This is a genomic window from Actinocorallia longicatena, from assembly GCF_039534125.1.
GTDB lineage: Bacteria > Actinomycetota > Actinomycetes > Streptosporangiales > Streptosporangiaceae > Actinocorallia > Actinocorallia longicatena.
Genome location: NZ_BAAAUV010000022.1, coordinates 25297 through 44693, shown reverse-complemented (window position 1 = coordinate 44693; position 19397 = coordinate 25297). Strand labels below are relative to the sequence as shown.

Below are 19397 nucleotides of genomic sequence, written 5' to 3'. Positions count from 1 at the left end.
AGTAGCCGGTGCGGCAGATTCACTGAGTCTCCGGACACACCTCGGATGACGGGTGGGGTTCGGGGATGAGAGAAGATGTCAGGCATGCACGACTGGCGGACGGTCCTCGGTGAGGTGAAGGCCTCGCACCTCCGGCTGACCGGCACGCTCGCCACGCTGACGGAGGCCGAAATGCGCGGGCCGTCCGCGCTGACGGGCTGGACGCGCGGGCACCTCGCCCACCATGTCGCGAGGAACGCCGACAGCTACTGGCGCCTGCTCGAATGGGCGCGCACGGGCGTCGAGCACCCGCAGTACGCGAGCGCCGAGGCGCGGGCCGCCGAGATCGACGAGGGCGCGCACCTCCCCGCCGGGCTGCTGTCGGCCGACAACGCCGCCGCGTCGGCACGGTTCGAGGAGCAGGCGCGCACGCTCCCCGCCGGAAGCCGGGACGCCACCGTCCGCGCCGTCGGCGGATGGCCGCATCCGGCCTGGTACGTGCTGTACCGGCGCTGGCGCGAGGTCGAGATCCACCATGTCGACCTCGACGCGGGCTACACCGCGGCGGACTGGCCGCTCTCCTACGTCCGCTGGGAACTCGAGGACACCCTCGCCTCGCTCAGGGCCGCGAACGCCCTCGCGATCCGCTCGGTCACCGCCACCGATCTCGGCCTGACGGTCCGGCTCGGCGGCGACGGCCCCGATCTCTCCCTCCCCTCCCGCCCGCTGCTGGCCTACCTGACCGGCCGCACCGAACCTCCCGGCGCGGTCCCCGCCGCACCGTCCTGGCCGCTGGCACCCGCCGTAGATTGGAACAAGGCATGAGCTACACAGGTGACGTGACGGTCGGCGGCCCCGCCGACTCCCGGGAGCTCCCGGGGCTGACCATCCAGAAGCTGGCCGTGGGCCGCTTCGACAACAACGCCTATCTGCTGCGCGACCACGGCACGGGCGACCAGATCCTCATCGACGCCGCCGCCGAGCCCGACCGCCTGCTGGCCCTGATCGGCGACCGCCCGCTGTCACGGATCATCACCACCCACCGCCACCAGGACCACTGGCAGGCCCTCGCCGAGGTCGCCTCGGTGACGAGCGCCGCCGTCATCGCCCATCCGCACGACGCCGAGCCGCTCCCTGTCCCCGTCACCGACCCGGTCGTGCACGGCGACACCATCGCGCTGGGCGACCACGTCCTGGAGGTCGTGCACCTGCGCGGCCACACCCCGGGAAGCATCGCCCTGCTCCTGCGCACCTCGGGCCGCCCCCACCTGTTCACCGGAGACAGCCTCTTCCCGGGCGGCGCGGGCGGCACCTTCGGCGACCCCACGAACTTCAAGTCGCTGATGACCGACCTCGTGGAGCGGGTCTTCGAGCCGCTGCCCGACGACACCTGGTTCTATCCGGGCCACGGCGGCGACTCCACGCTCGGCCGCGAACGCCCCTCCATCCCCGACTGGTGGGCCCGCGGCTGGTGACCGCGGGCCGGCGGCCGCAGGGGCCGGCTTCTCAACGATGGGTGGAGACCAGTGCGGCGTGCTCCACGAGGGCGATGAGGACGGACTTCGTGGACGCGCGGTCCCTGGCGTCGCACTGGACGATCGGGATGTGACGGCGGATCGCCAGCGCCTCCCTGATCTGTTCGGGCGTGTAGGGGAACTCGCCGTGGAAGCCGTTGATCGCCACGAGGAACGGGACCTTGGCCTCCTCGAAGTAGTCGAGGGCGGCGAACGAGTCCTCCAGCCTGCGGGTGTCGACCAGGACGACGGCGCCGATCGCACCGCGGATCAGGTCGTCCCACATGAACCAGAAACGGTGCTGTCCCGGCGTGCCGAACAGGTAGAGCACCAGGTCGGTCTCGAGCGTCACACGGCCGAAGTCCATCGCGACCGTCGTGGTGGTCTTGTCCGGGACGGCCGTCAGGTCGTCGATCCCGACGCTCGCCGACGTCATGACCGCTTCCGTGGTCAACGGCATGATCTCCGATACGGAGCTGACGAAGGTGGTCTTGCCGACCCCGAAGCCGCCACCGACCACCATCTTCACGGAGGTGAGCAGCGGAGCCGGGTCAGAGCTTCCGAAGTCCATTGAGAACCCTTTCGAGCAGCCGGGGATCGGTGGGGCCGTCCCCCGGGTTGGACTGGTGCAGGCGGAGGAGCCCCTCATGGGCCATGTCCGCGACGAGGACCCGGGCGACGCCCAGCGGAAGCCTCAGCAGGGCGGAGACCTCGGCCACCGAGCGCCAGTTCTGGCAGAGCGTGTAGATCGACAGCATTTCCGGTGGAAGAAGCGACGGGGAGCGCGGTGGATAAGGCACCGAGCTCACGACCGTCTCGATCTCCACCTGGCTGCGGGGACGGGTGCGCCCGCCCGTGATCGTGTACGGGCGCACCAGGAAGGAATCGTCCCCGGTGTCCGAAGGTCCACCGTGGTCCATGGGCGTTAACGGGGCGGGCCGACGGGACGCAGGGCCGGCGTGAGCAGCCGGCCCACCCGCTCGACGTGCAGGGTCATCTCGTAGGCCACGAGACCCAGGTCGCAGTCCGGCGTGGCCAGCACGCCGAACACCGAGCCGCCCGAGATCGCCATGACGATCAGCAGGCCCCGCTCCATCTCCACGACGGTCTGCGCCACATGGCCGCCGTCGAAGATCCGGGCGGCGCCGTAGGTGAGGCTGATGAGACCCGAGGCGATGGCGGAGAGCTGGTCGGCGCGCTCCGGCGGGAACCCGCGCGAGTAGGCCAGCGGCAGGCCGTCGGCGGAGACGACCACGGCGTGGGCGACGGACGGGACCCGGTCGGCGAAGTCCGACACCAGCCAGTTCAGTTCCCTTCGTCCCGGGTCGTTGCCGAAGGCGTTGGTTCGCTCGCTCACGTGGACTCTCCTGTGGTCTCGGTGCCTGTCTGGTTCTCCGCCCTGCCGCGGCGCACGCCTCGCTGGAAGCCGCCGTAGCGGGCCCTGCGGGCGTCGGCCGCCGCCTGGAGCTGCTCGGGATCGGGCGCGCCCGAACCGGGCAGGCCGGGCCCTGCGGGGACTTCCGGTCCCGGAGCCCCCGCGACGGGCGCGGGCTCGTTGTTTCCTGCGGGGGGCACCGCGCCGAGCAGGCGGTTCTGCCCCGGCACCCGCTGCGGCAGGCCCGCGGACGTCCGCCCGTCGGCCGCCGGGTTGACACTGATCGTCTCCGCCTGCTGCCAGCCGTCGTCGGCCGGGGTACGCCAGGCTTCGGGGTCCGGCACGACGGCCCTCCCGGTCGCATCTCGGCTCATGAACCATTCGGAGGTCATCGCCTCGAAGATCGGCGATCCCTCCGTGACCATCTGGGGCTTCGCCTCGGACACCACTTCGTCCTTCCGCCAGGGCTCACGGTCGCGCCGCGACACCGGGACGAACTCGCTGGTGGTCGTGGTGTCGGGCGAGTCCTGGGTGTTCCGCCAGGTCGGGCGGCCGAGCCTGCCGGGCTCCTGCCGTTCGGCGGCGGGCCTGCCCTCGGGGGGCTTGGGCCACACTCCGCCGCCCGGACGCTCCGTCTCAGCGGCGGGCGGCGCCGCCGGCGGGGCGGGGGGCTGCCGGTCCTGGGCGGGGAACGGCGGCTGCGGTGCCGCCTGGGCCGGACGGACGTCGGACGGGCCCTGCGCGGGCGGCGGGTTCGCGCCCGCCCACTCCCCGCCCTGGCCCGCCGCGGTGGGCCAGCCTCCGTTCTGCGCCGGGAAGCCCACGGCGGGCCAGCCGCCGGTGTCCCCCTGGGCGTGGACGGCCGGGGGCCGCTGGGGCTGCTGGCCCTGGGACGGCCAGACGCTCGGCAGCGGGTCCGCCGTCGGAGGCCGGCCGTTCTGCTGGTGCGGAGCGGCACCGTTCTGGTACTGCGGGGCCATGCCGTTCTGCTGGTAGACGGGCATTCCCTGCGTCCCGGCACCGACCCCGACGGGCTGCGGCTGCTGCGGCTGCTGCGGCTGGCCGGGCGAGGCGATCGCGGTGACGGGCAGCAGGGCGAAGGCCGTGACGCCGCCCGTCACCGTGGAGCGGAGCTCGACCCTGATGCCGTGACGGGCGGCGAGGCGCCCGACGACGAACAGGCCCATGCGGCGGGCGGCGGAGACGTCCGTCGAGGTGGTGGTGCCCAGCCGCTGGTTGGCGTGGGTGAGCTCCTCGGCGGTCATGCCGATGCCCTGGTCGGTGATCTGGACCATCAGCCCGCCGCCGATGACCGACCCCGACACGATGATCGGGGTGTGGTCGGGCGAGAACACGATCGCGTTCTCGATGAGCTCGGCCACGAGGTGGATGAGGTCGTTGACGACCGAACCCGCGATCATGACGTCGTTCTGCACCTGGAGCTCGACCCGCTCGAACTGCTCGACCTCCGACAGCGCGCCGCGCACGACGTTGACGAGCGGGACCGGCCGGTTCCACCGGCGCACCTGGTCCTGGCCGCCGAGGACCAGGAGGTTCTCGCAGTTGCGGCGCATGCGGGTGGCGAGGTGGTCGAGGCGGAACAGCGCGGCGAGCCGCTCCTCGTCCCGCTCACCCTGCTCGAGGTCGTCGATCAGCTTGAGCTGCCGCTCGATCAGCGACTGGCTGCGGCGCGACAGGTTGACGAACATCGAGCTGATGTCGCCGCGCAGCACGGCCTCGTTGGCCGCCAGCCGGACCGCTTCGCGGTGGACCTCGTCGAAGGCACGGGCGACCTGCCCGATCTCGTCCGTGGTGTCGATGTCGATCGGCTCCACGACGAAGGTGCCCGTCGCGGCTCCGGGGTCGCGCAGCTTGCTGACCAGGGCGGGCAGGGCCTTCCCCGCGACGTCCAGGGCTCCCGCGCGCAGCCGCCGCAGCGGCCGGACCAGGGAGTTGGCCACCGTCAGGGTGGCGACGAGCACCGCGAGGAGCACCAGCAGCAGGACCATGACGTCGCGGACGGCCGCGGCCCTCGCGTCCGACTGCAGCTCGCGGCTGCGGTCTCCGAGCGCCGCGATGAGCCGCGTCTCGACCAGTTCCATCCCGTCGACCCGGGAGTTCGAGTCGGTCAGCCAGTCCGGCACGTCGCTCGCGCCGAGCGGGGCGACGAGTCCCTTCGGGGACTCTCCTGCCACGGTGATGACCCGCTGGCGGATCGCCTCCGCGCGGTCGAGACCGGAACCGGCGACGGTGTCGTCGAAGTCCTGCTTCCAGGTGAGCGGTGAGGCCGCCCGGAAGGCCCCGAGCTGGCTGTCGCGCTGCGAGCGGGCCGTGGCCACCTTGGTCAGGCCGCCCGACTCGAAGCGGCCGGCCAGCAGTGCGGCGGTGATCCGGTCGTTCTCCTGGCCCGCGGCGTCCTTGGCCCGGGCCAGACCGGCCCAGGCCCTGGTGCCCGCGGTCAGCTCCGCGCCGTCCGTGACGATCACGTCGTCCAGGGCGATCAGGTCGGCGGTGAACTCGGAGTACTTGGTGATCGCCGTGCTCGCGGGCAGCTTGGTCGCCACCGCGCGGAGCGCCTTGATCGACGACAGCCGGTTCATCGCACCCGCGTAGGCCGACCTGAGCAGCGAGTCGTCGTCGATCTCGACGTCGAACCCCTGGACGGCTCGCACCGCCTGGTCGGTCGCGTTCTGCGCCGTGTTGAGGTCGTCCTCCGCCTTGGAGCTCTTCGGCGCGGCGATGAACAGGACCGTCTGCGTGCGCTCTGCCTCGAGCGCGTCCACGACGGCGTCCATCCGCTCACTCAGAGTGATGCGCTGTTCGGCCTGCCTGTAGGCCATGACATCGGCCACCGAACCAGAAATCCGCGTCCCGGCCAGGGCCAGCGTCACTATTGTCGGAATGGCAATAAGCGCCACCAGACGTGAGGCCACCCGCCAGTTGCCGAGGCGAATAGCACGACGCCCACCATGATCTTTCCGCAGGTCATCAGCACTTTCTGGTCGTCCTCCAGCGCCTTGCTCTGCTTTATCCATCGTCCTTCGAAACCTCTCGCCGCAAGCCATCAGGTCTGGTACGGGCCCGTCCGCGTAGGAGTTTCAGGGTCGCTCAAGCCCGCCGAACCACGTGGGCGCCGCCTATTGGAGCACCTCGGAACGGTCCAGGAAAAGTCGTTTGGCGGACTTGGAACTTCTTTCGATCGGATGTGACATTCGGTCCCGGATATGCGCTCTACTTCCGGACGGGAGGGGTGTTCGCACCCGCGACATTCGCTATGCTCCCGGACCATCTCGAATCTGCATTCCCACCCGAGCGCTCGAGCAGGAGTTCTTTCACATGACAACACCATCACGCAGAGTGATACTCGCTAGCGCTATGGTCACCGCCCTCGCCTTCACCTCCGCCGCCTGCGGTGGTGACGACGACAAGAAGGGCAAGTCGGCGAACGGTCTGGAGAAGACCACGCTGACCGTCGGCGCGATGCCCGTCACCGACGACGCCCCGCTGCAGATCGCCGTCCAGAAGGGCCTGTTCAAGGCCGAGGGCCTCGACGTCAAGCTCGAGACCATCGCCGGCGGCGCCGACGCGATCCCCAAGCTCAAGGGCGGCGCCCTCGACATCTCCTTCGGCAACTTCGTGTCGTTCCTCGGCGCGAGCTCGAAGGGCGTCCTCGACGTCCGCTTCGTCGCCGAGGGCTTCCAGAGCGCCCCCGGCACGCACGCGGTCCTCGTGCCCAAGGACTCGCCCATCACGAGCGTCAAGGACCTCGTCGGCAAGAAGATCGCCGTCAACACCAAGCGGAACATCTCGACGCTGCTCATCCGGGCCACCCTGGAGCCCTCCGGCATCTCCCTCGACGACGACAAGAACTTCGTCGAGATGCCGTTCCCGGCGATGGAGGCGGCCATCAAGGCCAAGAGCGTCGACGCCGTCCAGGCCGTCGAGCCGTTCGTCACCCAGCTCCAGCAGTCGGTCGGCGCGCGCGTGCTGACCGACCTGTCGCAGGGCCCGACCGCCGACTTCCCGATCGCCGGTTACGCCACCAGCGCGGCGTTCGCCGAGAAGAACCCCAAGACGGTCGCCGCGTTCCAGCGCGCGCTCGCCAAGGGCCAGGCGATGGCCGCGGACAAGCAGGTCGTCCAGGCGGTCCTGCCGTCGTACACGAAGATCACGACCGAGGTCGCCGCGACGCTCAGCTACGGGGCCTTCCCGACGACCCTCAGCGCCACCCGCCTCCAGCGGGTCGCCGACGTCATGCAGCAGTACGGCTACCTCACCACCAAGATCGACGTGAAGTCGCTGCTGATCTCGGGAACTTCGTGATCCGTCTGTCACCGCCCCGCCGCGTGCTGCACGCGATCATCGGGATCGCGGGAGCCGCCGGGCTCGCCGAGCTGGCCGCACGGGCCGGTCTCGTCGACTCGGAGGTCATCCCGCCGGTCTCGGTGGTCCTGCGGCGCGCGGCGGGGCTCCTCGCCGATGCGGGCTTCGGCGACGACGTCGCCGTGACGCTCGAGGGATGGATCGCGGGCCTGCTGCTCGCGGTCGCGGTGGGCGTGCCCGCCGGGCTGGTGCTGGGGCAGTTCCGCGCGCTCAGCGCGGCAGCGAGCCCGCTGGTGGAGTTCCTGCGGACGCTCTCCCCCGTCAGCCTCATCCCGCTCGCCATCGTGATGTTCCCGGAGACGTTCCAGATGAAAGTGTTCCTCACCTTCTTCGCCGCGCTCTGGCCCATCCTGGTCAACACGCTCTACGCCCTGCGCGACGTCGATCCGGTGGCCAAGGACACGCTCAAGAGCTTCGGCTTCGGCCCCCTGTCGGTGCTGTGGCGGGTGTCGCTGCCCTCGGCCGCTCCGTTCGTCATGACCGGCGTCAGGATCGCCGCCTCGGTCGGGCTGATCGTCATCGTCAGTGGTGAGCTGCTGGCCGGCGACGGCACCGGGATCGGCGGCTACATCACCGAGACGCAGTCCAGCGGCGGGCACACCGACCTGATGCTCGCGGCGGCGCTGTGGACCGGGGTCATCGGCGTGGCCGCCAACAGCGCGCTGGTGCGGATGGAACGCCGCGCGTTCCGCTGGCGGGCGGCGGCATGAGCGCCCTCGTCCGCGTGCTGCGGCGCGCCTGGCTGGTCGTCCTCGTCGTCGCCGCCTGGGAACTCTGGACGCGTTACGCCGAGGAGGCCTACTTCCCGCCTCCCTCCACCATCCTTCCCGCGCTGCGCGACCTGTGGTTCGACGGGCCGCCGAGCCTGCTGTTCCTCAACGAGACCGCCCGCGACGACTTCGCCGCCAGCCTCGGCCACCTGTTCGGCGGCTGGTTGCTGGCCGGGGCCGCCGGGGTGCTGGTCGGCGTGCTGATCGGCCGGTCCACGACCGCCCGCGAGGTGTTCGACCCGGTCCTGGAGTTCCTGCGGGCGATCCCGACGCCGACCCTCGTGCCGTTCTTCATCGTGCTGTTCCAGCTGGGCGCCACCATGCAGATCATGACGATCGCGTTCGGCGTCATCTGGCCGGTGATCCTCAACACCGCCGACGGCGTGCGGGGCGTCGACCGGCTCCAGCTCGAGACCGCCCAGGTGTTCGGCCTGGGCCCCGTCCGGCGGCTGGTGGAGATCGTCCTGCCCGCCGCGCTGCCGAAGATCTTCGCGGGCCTGCGGGTCAGCCTGTCCTTCGCGCTCATCCTCATGGTCATCGCGGAGCTCGTGGGCAGCACGTCCGGGATCGGCGCACAACTGATCAACGCCGAGCACTCCTTCGAGCTGCCGACCATGTGGGCCGTCATCGTCTTCCTCGGCGTGCTCGGTTTCCTGTTCAACGGGGTGCTGCTGCTCATCGAGCGCCGCTTCCTCGGCTGGCACGCGGGTGCGCGCCAGACCGCTTCCTGAGAGGTGTCCATGCTCGAGATCTCAGGTCTCGCCCACTCCTATCCCGACGGGCACCGGGCCGTCGGCGGCCTCGACCTGCGCGTCGACGCGCAGCAGCTCGTCAGCATCGTCGGCCCGTCCGGCTGCGGGAAGTCGACCGTGCTGCGCTGCGTGGCCGGGCTCCAGCGGCCGACCGGCGGCGAGGTGCGGCTGGACGGCGCGGTCGTCGAGGGCGTCCCGGGGAACCTGGCCGTCGTCTTCCAGGACTACAGCCGCTCCCTGTTCCCCTGGCTGACCATCCGCGACAACGTGGCGCTGCCGCTGCGCCGGCGGGGCGTCGCGCGGGCGGAACGCCGGCGCCTGGCCGAGCAGGCCCTGAACGAGGTCGGCCTGGACGGCGCCGGCGCGAAGTATCCGTGGCAGCTGTCGGGCGGCATGCAGCAGCGGGTCGCGATCGCGCGGGCACTGGCCTACAAGCCGTCGCTTCTGCTCATGGACGAGCCGTTCGGCTCCGTCGACGCCCAGACCCGCGAGGACCTCGAGGACCTGCTCCTCCAGGTGCGGGCCCGGGAGCGCATGACGATCCTGCTGGTCACCCACGACATCGACGAGAGCGTCTACGTCGGTGACCGCGTCGTGGTCCTCAGCCGCAGCCCGGCGAGGGTGATCGCCGACCTGCCCGTCGACCTGCCGGGGCAGCGCGACCAGATCTCCACCCGGGCCGATCCGCGGTTCGTGGCGCTGCGCGCCGAGGTCGGCAGGCTCGTGCGCGGCGGCAGTCTCCAGAAGAAGACGGTCTGACCCATCGGTACGGAAGCGAGGACGGGGCGATGATCCGGGGCGACGGCCTGAAGGTGATGGTGGCGGGCGGCGGGATCGGCGGCCTGACCACGGCGTTGAGCCTGCACGCGGCGGGCGTCGAGGTCGAGGTCATCGAGGGCGCGGGACGGCTCCTGCCGCTGGGGGTCGGGATCAACCTCCAGCCGCACGCCGTCCGGGAGCTGACCGAGCTGGGCCTCGGCGACGCCCTGGCCCGCATCGCGGTGCCCGCCGCGGAGATGGCCCATTTCGACCGGCACGGGAACCTCATCTGGGCGGAACCGCGCGGGACCGCCGCCGGTTACCTGTGGCCGCAGTACTCGGTCCACCGGGGCGAGCTGCAGATGCTGCTGGCCGAGGCCGTCCGGGAGCGGCTCGGCTCCGGGGCGCTCCGGCTCGGCACCCGGGTCACGGGCTTCGAGCAGCACGAGGACGGCGTCGAGGTCTCCCTCGGCGGGGACGCGGGCGTCCTGCGGGCCGACGTGCTCGTGGGCGCCGACGGCCTGCACTCCACCGTCCGGGCGCTCCTGCATCCGGACGGTCCCCCGCTGCGGTGGAACGGGGTGCGCATGTGGCGCGGCCTGACCCTCGCCGACCCCTTCCTGACGGGCGCGACGGTCGCCGTCGCGGGCAGCAACGCCGCCGCGAAATTCGTCGCCTACCCGGTCTCGCCCGTCGCGGGCGCGGACGGCCGGGTGCCGGTGAACTGGGTCGCCGAGGCCAAGGTCAGCGATGTCGGGGCCGCGGGCGAGGGCCTCGGCACGGTGCCCGACTGGACGCGCGGCGGCAGCCTCGACGACGCCCTCCCCCACTTCGAGGGCTGGGTCTTCCCCTGGCTCGACGTCCCCGCGCTGATGGCGTCCACGGAGACCGTCCTGGAGTATCCGATGGTCGACCGCGACCCGCTCCCCTCCTGGACGTCGGGCCGGGTGACCCTCCTGGGCGACGCCGCCCACCCGATGTACCCGGTCGGCTCCAACGGCGGCTCCCAGGCGATCATCGACGCCCGGGTGCTGGCCCACGAGCTCGCGACCACCGGCGACCCGGGCAAGGCCCTGCTGTCGTATGAGTCGCTGCGCCGCGAGGCGACGTCCTCCATCGTGCTGGCCTGCCGGGAGATGCCCGCCGACCGGCTCCTCCAGACCGTCGCGACGCGGGCCCCCGACGGCTTCACCGCCATCGAGACCGTCCTGTCCGCCGAGGAGCTCGCGGAGATCACCTCCGCCTACACCCGCACCACCGGCGCCGACACCCTGACCCTCAACGAGCGCCGCTCCTGGACCCCCGCCCGCTGAGCTTCCCGCGCGTTCCGGAGCGGAATCTCATCGCCAAAGGGCTGACATCGGCCGTTGACTTACAGCAAAGTGGGATCTTTCGCCCGGCTCCCGGAGGAAGTGAAGACTTATGAAGCGGCGTGCGCTGTTCGCGGTCTCGATGCTGATCTCGGTGGCGACGGGGGTGAGCGTCAGCGCCCCGGTCCAGGCGACGGTCCCGGGGAAGAAGGCGAGCGCGGCGGCGAAACCCCGCTACAACAACAAAGCCCCGGCGAGGTTCAAGCGCCCGGACGCCCCCGGCGCCTTCAAGGTGAAGAAGTACATCTACCCCAGGAAGGAGTACTACGGCGTCTTCACCGGAGGCCTGGACAAGGTGGCCGGGGCCAAGCGCTTCGCCAAGACCACCGCCCGCAAGCCGAACATGATCAAGGGCTTCTACAACTGGGGCGATCCCTTCGACACCGCCTGGGCCGGGTCGGTCTGGAAGTACGGCGCCATCCCCCAGCTGGAGCTCGAGCTGTGGCCCGGCGGACGGGACCTGTCCCTGGCCACCGTCGCCGCCGGCCTCGAGGACGACTACATCGTGAGCCTGGCGCGGTCGATCCGCGCGGCGAAGATGCCCGTCGTGTTCAGCTTCGGCCACGAGTTCAACGGCGACTGGTACCCGTGGGGCCAGTGCACCCGTCCCGAGAACGACTCCCCCGACAAGGAGAACGCCTGCGACCACGCCAACACCCCCGCCGACTGGGTGGCCGCGTGGCACCACATGCACGACGTCTTCCAGGCCGCCGGGGCGACCAACGCCATCTGGCTGTGGCAGCCGAACGAGATCGGCGGGCGTCCGGAGATCGACATCAGGGAGTTCTGGCCCGGCGCCTCCTACGTCGACTGGGCGGGGGTCGTCGCCTACGCCCGCAACAGCTACAAGCGGCGTACGTTCGCGAAGCTCTTCGTCCCCACGATCACGAAGATCCGCACGTTCACCAAGAAGCCGATCATCATTCCCGAGGTGTCGGCCACCCCGAACCGCAAGTACCGCAACGCCTTCATCACCGACTTCCTCGCCGCGGTGAACCGGTACCCCGACATCATCGGCTTCATCTGGTTCAACACCGACAAGCGGCCCGCCGAGACCGACGGGGACTTCCGGCTGGAGTCCCAGAAGAACTCCGTCCCGGTGTTCAGGAAAGCTCTCAAGAAGGGCTACTTCACCTTCCCGGTGAAGTAGCCGGTTCTCACAGGCCGCCGGTGCTGAGCAGCAGGTTGGGTGTGTAGGTGAGGGTGCCGGGGGTGCCGCCCGGGTTGTTGACGACGGCGCCGGCGGTGGCGTGGCTGAGGATCCACGACCTGACGGTCGCGGAGGGCGCGTCACCGTGGGCCGCCTTGTAGAGGGCGCCGACCCCGGCGGCCATCGGGGCGGCGAACGAGGTGCCGTGGTGGGCGCCGAACGTGCCGTCGCCGTTGAGCATCATGACGCCGAAGCCGGGGGCGTAGATGTCGCCGCCGATCGCCGTCGACCAGGCGGTGGTCGTGCCGGGGACCGTCAGGTTCAGCACGGCCCGGTCCGCGGGGTCGCTCGCCATCACCACCAGCGCCTGGGAGGCGTTGGCGGGCGGGTTGTTGACGGCGTAGGTCTTGGTCCAGGCGAGGGGGTCGCCCGCCGTGATGTTGCCTGCGGAGACCGCGACGAAGACCCCGGCCGCCGCGAGGTCGTCGACGGCCTTGGTCAGCCCGCTCAGGGCGTTGCCGTTCCAGTAGGTCGCGCCCGGCCAGTTGCTGGAGATCACCGCCACCGCGGGCTTCTGGTGGTGGGCCGCCACCCAGTTGATCGCGGTGATGTAGTTGGCCTCGACCGGCCCCACGCCGCACTGCTCCGCCTTGACCGACAGCAGGTTCACCTGCTTGGCGACCCCGTAGGTGGCGCCGCCGACCATGCTCGCCATGCCTGTGCCGTGGTAGGAGCCGGAGCTCGCGCAGTCCTGGCCGTTGCCGCCGAAGACGTCGTAGGCCACCGACGCCCGTCCGCCGAAGTCGGCCAGGCCCGTGTTGATCCCGGTGTCGATCACGTAGGCGTTGACCCCGGCCCCCTCGGAGCCGGTCGTGTAGGTGCCGTCCAGCGGCAGCGCCGCCTGGTCGATGCGGTCGAGCGCCCAGCCGGGGGCGGTCTGGGTCTGCGCGGCCACCGGCCCCGCCGCGGCCATCACGACGATCGCGGCGACGACCGGCGTCAGGAACCTCGATCTCCTCATGGGTGCCTCCTTCTCGGGGGTGAACTCGAAAAGACACACTCGTCTGTTCGGCCGGAAGATAGCACGATGATCTCCAGGCGCCCGCTGGGCCCCGCCCCCGCCGGAGCGCGTGAACCTTCGGACGATCTTGCGCGTCCCACCACGTGGTATCCCCTGATGGAGGAGGCGCTCGTGCGCGGCAGTCTGACGGCGTTCATGATCATCGGTGTTCTGGGCGGGACGGCCCTCGCCGCCGTGCCCGCACAGGCCGCGCAGTCCGCGGCGGTGTGCAGCTTCGAGCGGCCGCCGAGCCTCAAGAAGGTCGTGCGGGTCACCGAGAACGGGGTCCGGAAGGCCGATCGCAAGCGGCCGCACGGCTGGTTGTCGGCCAAGCGCACCAAGGTCGAGACCACCGAGGAGGGCAACTTCTGGTTCAAGCCCTACGGCAAGGCCAGGTCCTACCCGCTGGCGAAGAAGCGCGTGCTCTGCGTCGTCGCCACCAAGGGCGGACAGATCGTCATGAGGCGCACGACCCTCGCGGGCTTCCGCAAGGCCCTCGGTAACGGGGGCGGCAGCTCGGTGGCGATCAAGACCGGTGCCGGGGGCCGCGTCACCCTCGCCTACCAGCTCTTCGAGGCCTGAGCCGGGGGCGCCGTGCCGGGCGGACCCGCCGGTGATCGACTGAAAGCGCTCCGGGCGGGCATGGCGGGTCCATGCTCGATGTGGTGATGGAATACGCGCGTGATGTCATGGACTCGCCGATCGTCTATCTGGTGATCTTCGCGGTCGCGATGGGGGACGCGATCATCCCGATGGTCCCGAGCGACGCCGTCGTGGTCACGGCGGGGGTCTTCGCCGCCTCCGGGAAGCCGAACATCCTGCTCGTGATGGTGGCCGCGCTACTCGGCGCCATCGCGGGCGACCATGTGTCGTACTGGATCGGCCGGGCGGGCGGGGGGCGCTTCGCCCGGCGCAAGGGCGGGAAGACCGACCGGATCCGCCACCTGATCGAGGAACGCGGCGGTCTTGTGCTGTTCGTCGCCCGCTACATCCCCGGCGGGCGGACCGTCACCACCCTGACCATGGGCGCCCTGCGCTACCCGCAGCCCAAGTTCACCGCCTTCGACTGCCTGGCGAGCGCCGTCTGGGCCGTCCAGTGGGCCCTGGTCGGCTACTTCGGCGGCCACGCCTTCGAGGACGACCCCGTCAAGGCCCTCCTGCTCGGCTTCGGCATCGCGGCGGCCGTCACCGTCATCGCCGAACTCGTCCGGCGCATCCGCAACCACACGAAGAAGACCCAGCACGCCTAGGCCGTCTCTGACGACCCCAGAGCGTGGCTCAGCGTTCGTGGGAGGCCAGCCAGGACAGGGTGCCGGCCGGGTCCGAGGGGCGGCCGGAGGTCGGGAGGCGGACGAGGATCGAGGCGCCGCCGCCGGGCGGGGCCGGTTCGATCTCGGCCGTCCCGCCGTGCAGGACGGCCTGCTGACGGACCAGGGTCATCCCGAGGCCGGAGCCGGGGCTGCCGCCGCGGCGGCTGAACCGGTCGAAGACCTGGTGGTGGCGGTCGGCCGGGATCCCGGGACCGTGGTCGCGGACCCTGAGCAGCACGGACGTCCCGTCGTGGTCGACGGTGAGGTCGACCCGGGCGCCGCCGCCGGGTCCGGCGCCGTGGATCGCCGCGTTGTCGAGGAGGTTGTCGACGACCAGGCGCAGCCCCTCCGACCAGCCCAGGACGATCCGCTGTTCGGGAAGGTCGGCGACGATCACGGCGTCCGGGTGGCGCCGCTGCGCGTCCTCGGCGGCCAGGCCGGCGACCGCGGCGAGATCGACCTCGACGAAGGACTCGGGGGCCAGCAGCTCTCCCCTGGCGAGCTGGCGCAGCATCGTGATCAGCCGCTGCATCCGTGCCTGCTCGCCGTCGAGATCGATGACGATCTCCTTGTGGTCCTCGGGCGACAGGTTCGGATGCGACAGCAGCCCGATGTTGGCGCTCATGCTGGTCAGCGGGGTTCTGAGCTCATGGGCAGCGGTCGCGGCGAAGGCCCGGGCGGTCTCCAGCGCCTCGCCCGTGCGCAGCACGGCCCGGTCGCGGCGGTCCAGCAGATCGTTGACGAGCCGCGCCAGATCGTCGATCTCGGTCACGCCCGAAGCGGTCGAGAGCCTGCTCCCGCCGGGCCGCAGATCGACCTCGGCGGCCTGCCTCCGCAGCCCGGACAGCGGCCGGACGGCGATCCTGCCGAGCCCGAACCCCGCCACCGCCCCGACGGCCGCCGCGAGCAGGGTCGCGAGCAGGAGCTGGCCGCGTAGATGCGACACCTGGGCCGCGAGCGGGGACTCCGGGACGAACACCCACAGCCGCCCGAGCCTCCCGTCGGCGCCCAGGGGGGTCGTGGCGTACCGCCAGACACCGTCCGGGCTGGTCGCCGGGGTCGCCGAGGGGGCCGGGAGATCGGCGGGGACCGTTCCGACGATCATCGGCTTCGACCGCGCCGGCTCGATCCAGACCCCGCCGTCGCCCGTGGCGGCGGCGCTGATCCGCTCCTGGAGGACCTCTCCCGCGCCGCGCGGCCGCCTGCTCTGCTGCCCGTAGGTGGTGGCGATCGGCACCAGCGCCCGCAGCCGGTCGGCGAGGTGCCGGTCCCGCTCGGACGCGAGATCGTCGACGGCCAGCCGCAGCACCAGCAGCCCGGACAGCGCCACCAGCACCGGCACCAGGACGGCCACGCAGACGGCGAACCGGGTCGAGAGCCTCATCGGGCCGATTCCCTGAGCACGTAGCCGACCCCGCGGACCGTGTGCAGGATCCGCGGGTCCCCCGCGGACTCCAGCTTGCGGCGCAGGTAGCCGACGAAGGTCTCCACCGCGTTGTCGGTCACCGCGAAGTCGTAGCCCCACACCCGGTCCAGCAGCACGTTCCGGGACAGGACGATCCCGGCGTTGCGCGCCAGGACCTCCAGCAGGTCGAACTCGCGCCTGGTCAGGTTCAGTTCCCGGCCCGCGAGGGAGGCGGAGCGTCCGCCGGGGTCGAGGACGAGGCCGCCGACCCGGACCGCGCCGCCGGGCGCGACGCCCGCCCGCCGCAGGAGCGCGCGCAGCCGGAGCACCAGCTCGGTCAGGTCGAAGGGCTTGCAGAGGTAGTCGTCCGCGCCCGCCGCCAGGCCGGCGACCCGGTCGGCGACCTCGTCGAGGGCCGACAGCATGAGGATGGGCACGTCGGAGCCGCGCCGCCGCAGCTCCCTGCACACCTCGATGCCCGAGACGTCGGCCATGGACACGTCCAGCACGACGGCGTCCTGGCCCGCGGCGCCCGCCAGCGCCGCACGGCCGCAGTCGGCGGTGTCGACGGCGAAGCCCTCCAGGGTGAGGCCGCGGCGCAGCATCCGCAGGATCGCGGGGTCGTCATCGACCGCGAGTATCCGGTGCCCGCTCATGGGCGTCCTCCCCGTAAGGCCCACCGAAGATCAGGGGGCGGCCGTGCCACCGCCCCCCGATCTGTCCGGCTAGGCCCGGCGGGTGACGGTGAAGGGGATCGTAGCCGGGTGGGAGCGGCGGTGGCCCAGGTAGACCTTGCCGGTGGCCTGCGGGGTGGTGCCGATCTTGAGGTCTGACACGGTCAGGCTGGTCGCGCAGGCGGTGCGGAAGTCGAAGCCGTCGATGCGGCCGTGGTTGTTCAGCGCGAAGTAGACGGTCTTGTGGTCGGGCGACAGCCAGACCTTGTCCTTCTTCTCCAACTTGACCCGGCGCAGCGAAACGATCTTGGTCGAGGCGGTGATGGCCCCGGAGTAGATCCGCTTGTCCTTGCGCTTGTGGGTGACGCGCAGGTGGAAGCCCTTGCGGTCGTGCCACAGGTAGTCGCCGGTGCGGGAGTGCGCGCTCAGGTTGTAGGGGCGGCCCTGGACCTGGCCGATCCACGGGTGGGTGTCGCACGTCGTGGTGGTGGCGGACGCGGCCCCCGCACCCATGACCACGAGCGACGACGCTGCGGCCGCGATACCCGTGACGGCCGGAAGGAGCAGACGGCGTTCCATCGAGTTTCCCCTCGTTCGGTACTTCTGACGGAAGGAAACTAGGCAGCGATCCTGGCAAATCCCTGAGATCCGGGCGGCTTCTCACAGAAAGGGCAGCGCGGCCCTCAAGGCCTCGGTGTCCGCGTAGACCTCGACGGCACCGGCCTCGCGGAGTTCCGCCTCGCCGGTACCCCCGCTGAGCAGGGCGACGCAGGGGACCCCGGCCCGTCCGGCGGCCTTGACGTCCCAGACGGCGTCGCCGACGAACAGGGTGTTCTCCGGTGCGGTCCCGGCCTTGGCCAGGGCCGTCTCGACCAGGTCGGGGGCGGGTTTGGACTCCTCGGCGTCGGAGGAGGAGGTCGCGGCGTCGATGGCGTCGTCCGCGTCGAGGGCCCGGCGCAGCAGCGCGAGATCCTCCGCGTCGGCCGAGCTGGCGAGCACGACGGTGATCCCCCGGGACTTCAGGGCCCTCAGCAGCGCGGCCGCGCCGGGCAGGGGGCGCAGCCGCGACCGGTGGGCGGTGAAGAGCGCCTTGTGAGCCGCGGTGATCGTCTCATCGGCGTTCCGGTCCCGTCCGGCGGGGAGGAGCGCGTCGAGGAGCTTGTCGGAGCCCATGCCGATCGAACGGTGGATCCGCACGGCCGGGACGTCGTGCCCGGCCTGCTGGAACGCCTCCCACCAGGCCAGGACATGGACGTAGTTCGAGTCGACGAGGGTGCCGTCGACGTCGAACAGGACGGCTTCGGGAAGGTCGGCCATCGGTCAGCCGTGCGGAAGTTCGCCGGCGTCGCGGCGGGTCGGACGGCCGCTGGCCTCCTCGAGCAGCTTCGGGGCGTCGGGATCGTCCTCGCCGGAGGCCTGCTGGACGGGCTCGGCCAGGACCACGTCCTCGAAGATCCCCGTGGCGAGCATGAACACGCCGCCCACCACGGCGATGGCGACCCCGACCCAGAACAGGATCCAGGCCGGCCCGGCCACGAGGCCGATCCCGCCGAGCAGGAAGCCCAGGAAGACGACGCCCACTCCCAACCAGGACTTGGGCCTGCCGCCGTGTGACTGCGATTCGGACATCTTCGTCCCTTTCTGTTCGGTCTTCGGTGCCGGGCGGGCGCGGTTCAGTGCCGCTCGTCCGGTTCGGGCTGCGGGGAGGAGGTGGCGTCCGCGACGCGTTCGGCGTCGGCGGGGTCGATCTCCTCCTCCGGGACGCCCTGCTCCAGGTCCTCGGAGACGCGTTCCGCGGCGTCGGCGGTCTCCGGCCGGGGTTCCGGCTTCCTCATGTGATCTCCTTCGGTGTGATCTCGTTCGAGGTGATCTCCTACGAGGTGATCTCCTTGGCGAGGCCGCGCAGGCGGCCGTCGAGCCGGTCCTTGTAGAAGTCGAAGAAGGCGTCCGGGTCGGGACCGCAGTTCATCAGCGCCAGGCGGTCCATGCCCGCCTCCAGGTACGGGCGGGCGGCCTCGATGATCGGGCCGGCCTCGGGGCCGCAGGGGAAGGACTCCAGGAGATCCTCCTCGCGGACCGTCGCGCTCGCCGCCTCGAAGCTCTTCGGCAGCGGCAGCTCGGGCAGCACGCCCCAGCCGAGGACCGACCAGCGGGTGGTCTCCATCGCCGCCTTCACGGCCGTCTGCTGGTCAGGGGCGTAGGCCAGCGTCATCTCGGCGTACCGGGGCCCGTCGCCGCCCGCCTCCCGGTAGGCGCGGACGAGATCGGCGTCGGGTTCTGTGGTGAACAGCCCGTCTCCGAGCTCGGCGGCCAGCCGGGCCGCGCCGGGGCCGCCCGCCGCGACCGCGATCTTCGGCGGTTCCTCGGGCAGGTCGAAGATCCTCGCGGAGGCGACTTCGTAGTGCGCGCCCACGTAGGAGCGGTAGCCGCCCTGCCACAGCAGCTTGATGATCTCCATCGCCTCGCGCAGCATCGACTGCCGTGTCTTGACCGACTCCCCGAAACCGGGCCCCACGACGTGCTCGTTGAGCCGCTCCCCCGAGCCGACGCCGAGGGTGAAACGCCCCTCCGACATCACCGCGACCGTCGCCGCCGCCTGCGCGATGACCGCCGGGTGGTAGCGGACCGTCGGGCAGGTCACTCCGGTGGCGAGGCCGATCCGCTCGGTCTTCGCGGCGATGGCGCCGAGGACCGGCCAGGCGAAGGGCGAGTGCCCCTGGCTCTCCAGCCACGGATGAAAATGATCGCTGATCTCGACGAAGTCGAACCCGGCCTCCTCGGCCCGGATCGCCTGCCGCACCAGCTCGGCGGGGGCCGAAAGCCTCCGCCATCAGCTTGTAGCCGATCTGCATGATCTCTCCTCCCCGATGAACCCCTACCTCAGCCGCTACCCAAC

Annotated in this window: 22 protein-coding genes; 10 read left to right on the top strand and 12 right to left on the bottom strand. The window is 71.3% G+C overall.

Annotated elements, in window-relative coordinates:
- The first annotated feature begins 75 nt into the window (after window positions 1–75).
- Both ABD785_RS31365 and ABD785_RS31360 read left to right on the top strand, forming a co-directional pair.
- Window positions 76–804, top strand: coding sequence for a maleylpyruvate isomerase family mycothiol-dependent enzyme (locus tag ABD785_RS31365; RefSeq protein WP_344835541.1), 729 nt, complete (start codon window positions 76–78; stop codon window positions 802–804).
- Entirely contained in the window at window positions 801–1454 is a 654-nt protein-coding gene (locus ABD785_RS31360; RefSeq protein ID WP_344835540.1) for an MBL fold metallo-hydrolase, read from the top strand. Before ABD785_RS31365 ends, ABD785_RS31360 begins: the two co-directional genes overlap by 4 nt.
- A gap of 31 nt (window positions 1455–1485) precedes the next feature.
- On the opposite strand, the gene ABD785_RS31355 is transcribed toward ABD785_RS31360, so the two are convergent.
- The 4 genes from ABD785_RS31355 to ABD785_RS31340 are packed head-to-tail and all read right to left on the bottom strand — an operon-like array spanning window position 1486 to window position 5708.
- Window positions 1486–2064 carry a GTP-binding protein gene (locus ABD785_RS31355; RefSeq protein WP_344835539.1) on the bottom strand — a complete coding sequence of 193 codons (579 nt, stop codon included), beginning with the start codon at window positions 2062–2064 and terminating at the stop codon, window positions 1486–1488.
- On the bottom strand, window positions 2045–2413 hold the full coding sequence (locus ABD785_RS31350; protein WP_344835537.1) for a DUF742 domain-containing protein: 369 nt from the start codon (window positions 2411–2413) through the stop codon (window positions 2045–2047). The genes ABD785_RS31355 and ABD785_RS31350 overlap by 20 nt, the downstream gene beginning before the upstream one ends.
- Before the next feature lie 5 nt (window positions 2414–2418).
- Window positions 2419–2850 carry a roadblock/LC7 domain-containing protein gene (locus ABD785_RS31345; RefSeq protein ID WP_344835536.1) on the bottom strand — a complete coding sequence of 144 codons (432 nt, stop codon included), beginning with the start codon at window positions 2848–2850 and terminating at the stop codon, window positions 2419–2421.
- Window positions 2847–5708 carry a nitrate- and nitrite sensing domain-containing protein gene (locus tag ABD785_RS31340; RefSeq protein ID WP_344835535.1) on the bottom strand — a complete coding sequence of 954 codons (2862 nt, stop codon included), beginning with the start codon at window positions 5706–5708 and terminating at the stop codon, window positions 2847–2849. The genes ABD785_RS31345 and ABD785_RS31340 overlap by 4 nt, the downstream gene beginning before the upstream one ends.
- Window positions 5709–6243: 535 nt before the next feature.
- Here ABD785_RS31340 and ABD785_RS31335 point away from each other — a divergent pair.
- From ABD785_RS31335 to ABD785_RS31310, 6 genes are all read left to right on the top strand, one after another.
- Window positions 6244–7191 (top strand): ABC transporter substrate-binding protein, encoded by a 948-nt coding sequence (locus ABD785_RS31335; RefSeq protein ID WP_344835533.1) that lies wholly within the window; start codon window positions 6244–6246, stop codon window positions 7189–7191.
- Window positions 7188–7961: an ABC transporter permease gene (locus ABD785_RS31330; protein WP_344835532.1), complete on the top strand. Its 774-nt coding sequence runs from the start codon at window positions 7188–7190 to the stop codon at window positions 7959–7961. Before ABD785_RS31335 ends, ABD785_RS31330 begins: the two co-directional genes overlap by 4 nt.
- Window positions 7958–8752, top strand: a complete 795-nt coding sequence (locus ABD785_RS31325; protein ID WP_344835531.1) for an ABC transporter permease — start codon at window positions 7958–7960, stop codon at window positions 8750–8752. The genes ABD785_RS31330 and ABD785_RS31325 overlap by 4 nt, the downstream gene beginning before the upstream one ends.
- 9 nt (window positions 8753–8761) lie before the next feature.
- On the top strand, window positions 8762–9532 hold the full coding sequence (locus ABD785_RS31320) for an ABC transporter ATP-binding protein (RefSeq protein WP_344835530.1): 771 nt from the start codon (window positions 8762–8764) through the stop codon (window positions 9530–9532).
- Window positions 9533–9561: 29 nt separating this feature from the next.
- Complete coding sequence (locus tag ABD785_RS31315) at window positions 9562–10845, top strand: flavin-dependent oxidoreductase (RefSeq protein ID WP_344835528.1); 1284 nt, start codon at window positions 9562–9564, stop codon at window positions 10843–10845.
- A gap of 109 nt (window positions 10846–10954) precedes the next feature.
- The gene (locus tag ABD785_RS31310; RefSeq protein ID WP_344835526.1) at window positions 10955–12052 is read left to right on the top strand and encodes a glycoside hydrolase family 26 protein; all 1098 of its coding nucleotides are present in this window, start codon (window positions 10955–10957) and stop codon (window positions 12050–12052) included.
- 7 nt (window positions 12053–12059) lie between these two features.
- Here ABD785_RS31310 and ABD785_RS31305 read toward each other — a convergent pair whose 3' ends face one another.
- Entirely contained in the window at window positions 12060–13073 is a 1014-nt protein-coding gene (locus ABD785_RS31305) for a S8 family serine peptidase (RefSeq protein WP_344835525.1), read from the bottom strand.
- Window positions 13074–13244: 171 nt separating this feature from the next.
- On the opposite strand from ABD785_RS31305, the gene ABD785_RS31300 reads away from it, so the two are divergent.
- Together ABD785_RS31300 and ABD785_RS31295 are read left to right on the top strand one after the other, a co-directional pair.
- A complete protein-coding gene (locus ABD785_RS31300; protein ID WP_344835523.1) occupies window positions 13245–13694 on the top strand; it encodes a hypothetical protein in 450 nt (149 codons plus the stop codon).
- A gap of 71 nt (window positions 13695–13765) precedes the next feature.
- Complete coding sequence (locus ABD785_RS31295; protein ID WP_344835521.1) at window positions 13766–14362, top strand: DedA family protein; 597 nt, start codon at window positions 13766–13768, stop codon at window positions 14360–14362.
- Window positions 14363–14390: 28 nt separating this feature from the next.
- Here the strand turns inward: ABD785_RS31295 and ABD785_RS31290 are convergent, their stop codons facing one another.
- From ABD785_RS31290 to ABD785_RS31260, 7 genes are all read right to left on the bottom strand, one after another.
- Entirely contained in the window at window positions 14391–15806 is a 1416-nt protein-coding gene (locus ABD785_RS31290) for a sensor histidine kinase (RefSeq protein ID WP_344835519.1), read from the bottom strand.
- Complete coding sequence (locus ABD785_RS31285) at window positions 15803–16483, bottom strand: response regulator transcription factor (RefSeq protein ID WP_344835517.1); 681 nt, start codon at window positions 16481–16483, stop codon at window positions 15803–15805. The genes ABD785_RS31290 and ABD785_RS31285 overlap by 4 nt, the downstream gene beginning before the upstream one ends.
- Before the next feature lie 69 nt (window positions 16484–16552).
- Window positions 16553–17080: a hypothetical protein gene (locus ABD785_RS31280; RefSeq protein ID WP_344835515.1), complete on the bottom strand. Its 528-nt coding sequence runs from the start codon at window positions 17078–17080 to the stop codon at window positions 16553–16555.
- An 81-nt stretch (window positions 17081–17161) separates the two neighbouring features.
- Entirely contained in the window at window positions 17162–17818 is a 657-nt protein-coding gene (locus tag ABD785_RS31275) for an HAD family hydrolase (protein ID WP_344835513.1), read from the bottom strand.
- A gap of 3 nt (window positions 17819–17821) precedes the next feature.
- Window positions 17822–18130, bottom strand: a complete 309-nt coding sequence (locus ABD785_RS31270; protein WP_344835511.1) for an HGxxPAAW family protein — start codon at window positions 18128–18130, stop codon at window positions 17822–17824.
- A 44-nt stretch (window positions 18131–18174) separates the two neighbouring features.
- Window positions 18175–18336: a hypothetical protein gene (locus tag ABD785_RS31265; RefSeq protein ID WP_344835510.1), complete on the bottom strand. Its 162-nt coding sequence runs from the start codon at window positions 18334–18336 to the stop codon at window positions 18175–18177.
- Window positions 18337–18374: 38 nt separating this feature from the next.
- Complete coding sequence (locus tag ABD785_RS31260) at window positions 18375–19301, bottom strand: TIGR03557 family F420-dependent LLM class oxidoreductase (protein ID WP_425547841.1); 927 nt, start codon at window positions 19299–19301, stop codon at window positions 18375–18377.
- Window positions 19302–19397 lie beyond the last annotated feature (96 nt).

Bases quoted from the DNA above. Each gene is read 5' to 3' on its own strand.
- ABD785_RS31365 (WP_344835541.1), top strand. From the start codon at position 76: ATGTCAGGCATGCACGACTGGCGGACGGTCCTCGGTGAGGTGAAGGCC.
- ABD785_RS31360 (WP_344835540.1), top strand. From the start codon at position 801: ATGAGCTACACAGGTGACGTGACGGTCGGCGGCCCCGCCGACTCCCGG.
- ABD785_RS31355 (WP_344835539.1), bottom strand. From the start codon at position 2,064: ATGGACTTCGGAAGCTCTGACCCGGCTCCGCTGCTCACCTCCGTGAAG.
- ABD785_RS31350 (WP_344835537.1), bottom strand. From the start codon at position 2,413: ATGGACCACGGTGGACCTTCGGACACCGGGGACGATTCCTTCCTGGTG.
- ABD785_RS31340 (WP_344835535.1), bottom strand. From the start codon at position 5,708: ATGGCCTACAGGCAGGCCGAACAGCGCATCACTCTGAGTGAGCGGATG.
- ABD785_RS31335 (WP_344835533.1), top strand. From the start codon at position 6,244: ATGGTCACCGCCCTCGCCTTCACCTCCGCCGCCTGCGGTGGTGACGAC.
- ABD785_RS31325 (WP_344835531.1), top strand. From the start codon at position 7,958: ATGAGCGCCCTCGTCCGCGTGCTGCGGCGCGCCTGGCTGGTCGTCCTC.
- ABD785_RS31320 (WP_344835530.1), top strand. From the start codon at position 8,762: ATGCTCGAGATCTCAGGTCTCGCCCACTCCTATCCCGACGGGCACCGG.
- ABD785_RS31315 (WP_344835528.1), top strand. From the start codon at position 9,562: ATGATCCGGGGCGACGGCCTGAAGGTGATGGTGGCGGGCGGCGGGATC.
- ABD785_RS31310 (WP_344835526.1), top strand. From the start codon at position 10,955: ATGAAGCGGCGTGCGCTGTTCGCGGTCTCGATGCTGATCTCGGTGGCG.
- ABD785_RS31305 (WP_344835525.1), bottom strand. From the start codon at position 13,073: ATGAGGAGATCGAGGTTCCTGACGCCGGTCGTCGCCGCGATCGTCGTG.
- ABD785_RS31295 (WP_344835521.1), top strand. From the start codon at position 13,766: ATGCTCGATGTGGTGATGGAATACGCGCGTGATGTCATGGACTCGCCG.
- ABD785_RS31290 (WP_344835519.1), bottom strand. From the start codon at position 15,806: ATGAGGCTCTCGACCCGGTTCGCCGTCTGCGTGGCCGTCCTGGTGCCG.
- ABD785_RS31285 (WP_344835517.1), bottom strand. From the start codon at position 16,483: ATGAGCGGGCACCGGATACTCGCGGTCGATGACGACCCCGCGATCCTG.
- ABD785_RS31280 (WP_344835515.1), bottom strand. From the start codon at position 17,080: ATGGAACGCCGTCTGCTCCTTCCGGCCGTCACGGGTATCGCGGCCGCA.
- ABD785_RS31275 (WP_344835513.1), bottom strand. From the start codon at position 17,818: ATGGCCGACCTTCCCGAAGCCGTCCTGTTCGACGTCGACGGCACCCTC.
- ABD785_RS31270 (WP_344835511.1), bottom strand. From the start codon at position 18,130: ATGTCCGAATCGCAGTCACACGGCGGCAGGCCCAAGTCCTGGTTGGGA.
- ABD785_RS31265 (WP_344835510.1), bottom strand. From the start codon at position 18,336: ATGAGGAAGCCGGAACCCCGGCCGGAGACCGCCGACGCCGCGGAACGC.